The organism is Marinobacter sp. UBA2498, assembly GCF_002341575.1.
Classification (GTDB): Bacteria; Pseudomonadota; Gammaproteobacteria; order Pseudomonadales; family Oleiphilaceae; genus Marinobacter; species Marinobacter manganoxydans.
In genome coordinates this window covers 37671-44481 of the sequence record NZ_DDOI01000064.1, presented here as the reverse complement: position 1 = coordinate 44481, position 6811 = coordinate 37671, and the positions used below count along the sequence as shown (strand labels likewise).

General features: G+C 61.6%; 6 protein-coding genes. All 6 read right to left on the bottom strand.

Annotation, left to right across the window (positions count from 1 at the left end; genetic code table 11):
* Positions 1-1461: BatD family protein (locus B2W52_RS08585; protein WP_286802487.1), on the bottom strand; the 1461-nt coding region annotated here is incomplete at its 3' end.
* Positions 1455-3269: a vWA domain-containing protein gene (locus tag B2W52_RS08580; RefSeq protein ID WP_053112438.1), complete on the bottom strand. Its 1815-nt coding sequence runs from the start codon at positions 3267-3269 to the stop codon at positions 1455-1457. The genes B2W52_RS08585 and B2W52_RS08580, both read right to left, overlap by 7 nt.
* Positions 3259-4287: a vWA domain-containing protein gene (locus tag B2W52_RS08575; RefSeq protein WP_082220533.1), complete on the bottom strand. Its 1029-nt coding sequence runs from the start codon at positions 4285-4287 to the stop codon at positions 3259-3261. Before B2W52_RS08575 ends, B2W52_RS08580 begins: the two co-directional genes overlap by 11 nt.
* On the bottom strand, positions 4281-4751 hold the full coding sequence (locus B2W52_RS08570) for a DUF4381 domain-containing protein (protein WP_008173120.1): 471 nt from the start codon (positions 4749-4751) through the stop codon (positions 4281-4283). Before B2W52_RS08570 ends, B2W52_RS08575 begins: the two co-directional genes overlap by 7 nt.
* Positions 4748-5689 (bottom strand): DUF58 domain-containing protein, encoded by a 942-nt coding sequence (locus tag B2W52_RS08565; protein ID WP_008173122.1) that lies wholly within the window; start codon positions 5687-5689, stop codon positions 4748-4750. Before B2W52_RS08565 ends, B2W52_RS08570 begins: the two co-directional genes overlap by 4 nt.
* Positions 5690-5726: 37 nt before the next feature.
* Positions 5727-6689, bottom strand: a complete 963-nt coding sequence (locus tag B2W52_RS08560) for an AAA family ATPase (protein WP_008173123.1) — start codon at positions 6687-6689, stop codon at positions 5727-5729.
* Positions 6690-6811 lie beyond the last annotated feature (122 nt).

Here is a 6811-nt window from a genome sequence, read left to right as displayed (position 1 = left end):
GCTTCTCACGGCCGTGATCAGGTGCTCGAAGGCGACATCTTCATCGTCATTGTGCTGAGTAAAGGCGGGGGCGTTCTTGGCGCCTTTGCGCGACCACCACCATGCCATCAAGGTTCCGGCCCAGAGTATGCCGAACGCCAGGGTGAGCCACTGCCACGGCCCGGCCTCCGGTGCTGTCCGGTCAGTCGATGATTCCGGGCTAATCGTGTCCGGTTCAGGGGCCGGTTCTCCATTCGCGGGTTGCGGCGGTTCGGCGGCGACGGTATTCGGGTCCGTCACCGTCAGGGTTTTTTCCGGGATGACGGCAACGCGTTCCCGATCCGCTTCGGTATCCCACCAGTAAATGCGAATGGCTGGCAACGTCATCTGTCCCGCCTCAACCGGTACCAGAGCCACGGATTGCTTCAGCGAAGAGGTCAGGCCTGCCGGCGTTGTTTCGGTCTGCCTCTCTGGCTCTTCCGGGTAACTTCTCAGTCCGTCCGGGACCGTATCGGGTAAGGGTGGCAGTGCCTCCCCGGGCAAGCCCGCCGCCGTCAGCCTGATCTCTCGGGTAATGTTTTCGCCGGTCGCGACTTCCAGTGACGGAGGAAGCCCGGACTCCTCAAGCGACAAGCCTGTTGCCGGCAGCCAGGTATCGCCACTGAACTGGGCCGGGACATCCTTGACCGGCACCTCAAAAAGCTCCTCACTGTCCCTCAGGAAACGGAGGCTGCCAGAGGCATCTCTGGCCTGTCCCTCGAAGCGTACGGGGGGCAGCTTCAAGGTTCCCGGTTGTTGGGGGAAGATCGCGTAGCGCCGCTCCACCACGCGGTATCGCACACCGTCGCGATAGCGTGAAAATTCCTGCTGCCTGCCCAGGGATTCGATAATCACATGGGGATGGGTCGGCTCAGACAGCTCGCCGCGAATGAGGTTGCCCCTGAAGAAAAGCCGCACTGTCAGGATCAGTTGCTCCTGCACATAGACTTCATCCTTGTCGGCGGACAGCTCGATAAAGCTGTCCCGTCCAGGCGCGGCCTGGTCTGGCGGCGAGCCGTCGACGACTTCCACGGTAACCGGCTCCGAAACAGCATCCTTGAAGGTGAGTGCAGGAATGGTCAGTTCGCCGGTGGTTTTCGGTGCCAGCTGGTAGGTCCAGGTGATTTCACCCACCATCTGACTGTTTACGGTGCGGATACTGTACTGCTGGTTCTGGGCCAGGATCTCAAAATCGGGTTCCACTTTCTCGATATCAGGCTTGGGCAGGCTCGACATGTCGAAGTCGAACAGGTTGCCAAGATTGATGTCTATCTCCATGCTGCCTTTTACGGTCAGGGTCAGAACCTCACCCTCATAGAGGCGGGTCCGGTCCGGCTCGACTGTCAGTTGCCGGGCCTGTGTATGGGGTTGTGCCTGGGCCGGCAGCCAGAGTGCCGTCAGAAGAAACAGACAGACGGCGGGAATCATCAGCCGTTTTACCATGGTGTATCGCCCTCATCGGATGGAGTCTGGCGTTGTTGATACTGCTGCAGAAATTTGCGCTGTAATAATCCGCCCGGATTGTCAGGGACGCGCCTGAGCCACTGCTCCTGGCTCTGGGTCAGCGGCGTTTCAGAGATAGGGGCGGGTGCCGGGGACTGGCCGGACGGGGTTTCCTGCTCCCCGGAAGCCTGCTCGGGATCTCCGCGCTCGCCCGCCTGCTGTTGATTCTGTTCAGCCGTCTGGCCGCCTTGCTGATTCTCCGTGTCGGAAGAAGACTCGTTGTTTTCCGGGTTCTGCTGCTGACTGTTCCCCTGACTGCCGGGATTCTCGCTTTCACTGTTTCCGTTCTGGTCCTGACGGTTTTGTTGCTGATTACTGCCGTCGCCCTGGGAGTCCCGGGAATCCTGTTGGTTGTTATCCTGATTGCCGTTCTGGTTCTGCTGTTTTTGATTCAGAAGTTCCTCGACAATTCTCCGGTTGTGAAGGGCGTCTTCCATGTCGGGCGCTGCGTTCAGCGCCGCATCATAGGCAGCCAGGGCCTCTTCCAGTTTTCCGGCACGGGCCAGGGCATTGCCCCGGTTGTAACTGGCACGGGGACCCTGATTGCGCGCAAACGCTTCGGCGGCGCTGTCGAACTTGCCGGAACGATAGAGCGCAGAGCCCCGCCATTCCGGGTCTTCAAGCTGGCGGGCGGCTGATTCCGGGTTGTCCTGAATCAAGGCGGGAGCTCGCTGATCTTCCCTCTGCCAGAGTTCTTCCCAGCTTATGGCGGCTGCCGGCTGCGGCCAGACCGGCAGCAGGATCAAAGCAAGCGCACTGAGAGCCCCCCGGCGCCACCCCACCAAAACCAGCGGCAGCGCGAGCCAGAGCAACCAGTAACCGTCATCCTGCCAGCGATTGACCGTCAGGCCGTCCTCGGAATCCTGCCAGTCGTCACTGTCCCGCGGGCTCAGGTCGAGCGCTTCAATATCGGTGTCGTCCAGGGTCAGCTCATGGCTCTGGCCGCCGCTGCTGCGGGCGAGTGCCGCCAGCGCTTCGGGTTCAGCACGACTGATGACAATGTCGCCGTTCTCCCTTATGAAACCGCGCCGGGCGAGGGGAATGGGGCCTCCGTTCTCGGTGCCGACGACCAGGGTATTGAGCGCGTATCCGGTGCCGGAAAGCGTGTCCCGAATGGTACCTTCGTAGTCGTCATTGATGCTGTCCGTGATTAACAGGATGCGACCTTCGCCCGGTGCGCCTTGTTCCAGCAATGCCTTTGCGCGGGCAACGGCGAGATCGGCCCGGTTGCCTGTCGCCGGCATGATCACCGGGTCCAGCACGTTGAGCATGCCCTCAATCGTACGGCCATCATCGGTCAGCGGTGTCACCACGTGGGCATCGCCGGAAAAGACGAGCAGGCCGGTCAGGCTGCCTTCCCGAAGTTCGAGAATATCCCGGATCTTCCGTTTGGCCCGGGTCAGTCGATCAGGTTCCACGTCCGTTGCCAGCATGGACAGTGAAAGGTCCAGTGCGATCACGAGGCTGTCGCCGGGTTGTTTCAGCGGTGTCGGTGCCTCCCGCCAGGCCGGTCCGGCCAGGGCCAGGGACAGAATGATCAGAGCCAAAGAGGCCGGAACCAGAGGTGACTTGTTCGACTGGCCCGAGCTGCCGTTGTGACGAATCAGGGGCGAGAGCAGGCGGGCCGGAATAAGCCGGGACCATCCGCTGTCGCCCATGCGGAGTTGCCGGAATGCAAGATACAGTATCGGTATCAGCAGGATTAACAGCAGCCAGAGCGGGCGCAGGAAATGGAAGTCAGCCCACATGCGTTTCCTCCTCCTTGCTCCGGCGGGTTTCAGCAACAAGTTCCCGCCCGTGGCGGACGAGGAACAGCGCCAGCCACAGAATGACCGCGAGCCCGGCAGGCCAGACATAGAGCTCGGTTACCGGCCGATAGAACTTGCCTTCAAGCTCGATCGGTTCCAGTCGATCAATGCTCTCGTAGATAAGCTCCAGCTCGGGCAGGCTGCGCGCCCGGAAATACTCCCCGCCGGTCTGCTGGGCCATGCGGGTTAGCAGGTTTTCGTCCAGATCCCTGGATGGGTTGACCCGGCGCGAACCCAGCAGCCCACGCTGGACCATGGACTCGGCGCCAATACCAATGGTGTACAGGCGAATGCTGGCGGCCGCGGCGATTTCGGTAGCTTTGTCTGGGGTGATTTCGCCCGCAGTATTGGCGCCATCAGTCAGCAGGACCACAACGCGCTGATCCTGGGGCCGGTTTCTCAGGCGTTTCGTTGCCAGGCCCACGGCGTCGCCAATGGCCGTGGCGCGCCCGGCCATGCCAAGGCCCGCCTCACGCATCAGGGTTCTGACCGTCTCCAGATCGAAGGTGAGCGGCGCCTGTACGTAGGGCTCGGTGCCGAACAGGATCAGACCTAACCGGTCACCCTGGCGGCGGGAGATAAAGTCATCAAGCACGCGCTTGACCGCCTGCAATCGATTAATACTCCGGCCCTGAAGGACCATATCCTGTTCATCCATGCTGGGGGAGATGTCGACGACCAGCATGAGATCCCGGCCGGAAACGGGCATCTGGACCTGCTCGCCCACATGCTGCGGCCGTGCCAGAGCAACCACCAGAAGCGTCCACATCAGGAACAGCAACAGTTGCTGCCAGAGCGGTACGGCATTGCCACGACGACTGACACCGGGCAGGTCCGACAGCCAGTGGCCAACCGGCAACACGGGCGCGTCGACCGATTGCGCTCCGGGCTTGCGCCATTTGAGAATCAGGGGCAAGAGCACCAGAACCAGAGCCCAGGGCCAGGCGAGATTCAGCATTTCTGACCTCCCAGCCACAAACGGGCGAACGCCAGGGCGTCGGCCGGCTTGGTTGAAACCTCAGGTCGCCAGGCACTGTGAACCAGCGCTTCGGCGACCGGTCTGGACGCAACCCGGTCCTTCGGGGCGGTCTTTAACAGGAATTCCACCCAGGCATCGCCGGTCAGCGCTTCCGGGTGCTGTTCCGGGTAGCGCTCGCGGGCGGCCTGCTTCAGCAGGGTGTTCAGTTGTGTGAACCACGCGGGGGTCGTGGCTGCTGATCGTTCCAGTCTGGCTAGTTCGGCCCGAGCGGAGCGGAACCACCGGTTTCTTTGTCTCCGCCGGATAAACAGCCAGACCAGGGCAGCAAGCACAGCAATGAGCAAAATGGCCAATACCCACCAACCTGGCGCCGGAGGCCAGAGGCCCCCTGTTTCAGGCAGGTGAATGTCCCGAAGCTGGCTGAGTGGATCCTGCGGGTTCATCCTATGCGGCCTCCGGGTCCCAGCAGCAATTTGAGGGTCGCTGCGGGGTCATTCGCCGTGGACACTTCTGCCATGGTAACGCCGGAGGTACGGAAACACTCTGCCAGCCGGTGTTCATGGTTGGTGACTTTCTCGTGCCAGGCCTTCTGGAACCGGAGGTTTCCGGCATCGAACCACACCGGTCCGTCCGGGCCGGCCACCGCAAAGCGTCCGCTTTTCGGCAACTCTTTTTCCAATGGATCCACGATCCTCAGGGCGCTAACGCCGTTATGGCGGGCGAGCGCGCCGAGCAGGGTGCCCGTCTCCTCTGAGATATCCAGGAAATCGCTGATCACGAAAATCCGGCTACCGGTATGGGCCACCCTGCGAGCCTCGGTCAGTGCCATGTCCAGGCGGCTCTGGCCGGACGGCTCGTTTTGTTCCGGCCCTCGATTATCCCTTCTTTGCAGTTCATCGAGAGTATCCAGCAGTCGCAGCACTGATTTCTTCCGCCGCGCCGGGCGAAGCACTCTCAGGGCCTCGTCGTTAAAGACAATGCCACCTACCTGATCGCCCGACCAGAGTGCCAGCCAGGCCAGAATGGAGGCGATCTGTGCGCAACGAACCTGCTTGAAGGCGCCGGTACTGGCAAAAAACAGGCTTGGGCCGAGATCGCAAAGAAGAAGAACGGGCCGTTCCCGTTCCTCCTCATAAAGCTTGGTATGGGGCTCCTGACGCCGCGCCGTTACCCGCCAGTCGATGCTACGGATGTCGTCCCCGGGCTGGTACAACCGTACCTCGGCAAACGCCATGCCCCGGCCGCGTTGCGGCGAGCGCTGCAAGCCGGCCTGACGCGTCCGAACCGGGCGGGCAGAGGGCAGTTTCAGTGCCCGTGCGTCTGCCTGCAGGCGGATCAGATCCGGTAGGCCGATGTGCGTTATTGCGTCGGTGTTGCCCATGCCTGACGGCTCCCGTGTCTTGCTTCCGTCGATGGCTTCAGGCGCTCACCGGAACACGTTCGATCAGCCGTTCGATAACCGTGTCAGCGGTCATGCCTTCGGCCTCTGCTTCGAACGTGAGGAGGATGCGGTGTCGTAGCACATCGAAGGCCATGGCTCGGACATCGTCGGGTGTTACGTAATCCCGGCCGTCTAGCCAGGCCAACGCCCGGGCGCAGCGGTCCAGGGCGATGGTGCCACGGGGGCTGGCGCCGAAGGCTGTCCACCGGGCCAGTTCCGGGTCCAGTGCCGCCGGGTCGCGGGTTGCCAGCACCAGGGCCAACAAATATTGCTCTACGGGTTCCGCCATGTAGATGTTCGCGACTTCCGCGCGGGCATCAAACACCTGGTCTGGCGTCAGGCGAAGGTCCGTTTTCGGAAGGCCGTGACGATAATCGTTACGGGCCAGTTGCAGGATGGCCTTCTCCGCTTCCGCCGACGGGTAGTGGATAACCACGTGCATCAGAAAGCGGTCCAGCTGGGCTTCGGGCAGCGGGTAGGTACCTTCCTGCTCAATGGGATTCTGGGTGGCCATCACCAGGAACAGCCGGTCCAGCGGAAACGTGCGCATCCCGACGCTGATCTGGCGTTCACCCATGGCCTCGAGAAGGGCAGACTGCACCTTGGCAGGCGCACGGTTGATTTCATCCGCAAGCACCAGGTTGTGGAAGATGGGGCCGCGCTGGAATTCGAACTGCCCGGTTTCCGGGCGGTAGATTTCACTGCCCATAACGTCTGAGGGCAGCAGGTCTGGCGTAAACTGGATTCTGTGAAAGTCGCCTTCCAGATGGTCGGCAAGCGCCTTGATCGCCGTGGTTTTTGCCAGCCCCGGGGCGCCTTCTACAAGCAGGTGGCCGTCGGCAAGAAGCGCGATCAGCAGACGATCCACCAGTTTTTCCTGCCCGATTATCCGTTTGGCTAACTGTTCCCGTAACTCACCGAACGTATGCTGTAGCGACATTGGAAATGACTGCTCTCTGTATCTGAGGATTTTCCGGAGAAACCCGTATCGTGCGTAGGTAGTTGCCGAAGTTTTGGCGTCTGGCCGGCAAAAATCAAGGGTTTGACTATGCTTATGTGACG